The 373-nt window shown below is 44.0% G+C and carries 1 protein-coding gene; it reads left to right on the top strand.

The window, feature by feature from the left end:
- Positions 1-299, top strand: a 299-nt coding sequence (locus tag CIL05_RS22505; RefSeq protein ID WP_439144859.1) for a hypothetical protein, incomplete at its 5' end; no start/stop codon positions are given.
- Positions 300-373: the final 74 nt, after the last annotated feature.

Genomic DNA, 373 nt, shown 5'->3' with positions numbered 1-373 from the left:
CTGGCATACTAGCGGTAATTCCAGCTCCAATAGCGTATATTAAAGTTGTTGCGGTTAAAAAGCTCGTAGTTGGATTTCTGTTGGGAGTGATCGGTCGGCCTCGCAAGGGGTCTGCACCTGTATCGTCTCTTGCCATCCTTGGGGAAGGCGCTTCTTGTATTAACTTACGGGTTGCGAACTCCCCATCGTTTACTGTGAAAAAATTAGAGTGTTTAAAGCAGGCTTATGCCTTGAATACATTAGCATGGAATAATGAGATAGGACCTTGGTCTATTTTGTTGGTTTCTAGGCTGAGGTAATGATTAATAGGGATAGTTGGGGGCATTCGTATTTAACTGTCAGAGGTGAAATTCTTGGATTGTGACGCAATCCG

The sequence above is a fragment of the Virgibacillus profundi genome (assembly GCF_002287375.1).
GTDB lineage: Bacteria > Bacillota > Bacilli > Bacillales > Amphibacillaceae > Virgibacillus_K > Virgibacillus_K profundi.
The sequence above is the reverse complement of the archived record's forward strand: the minus strand, read 5'-3'. Positions and strand labels throughout refer to the sequence as shown.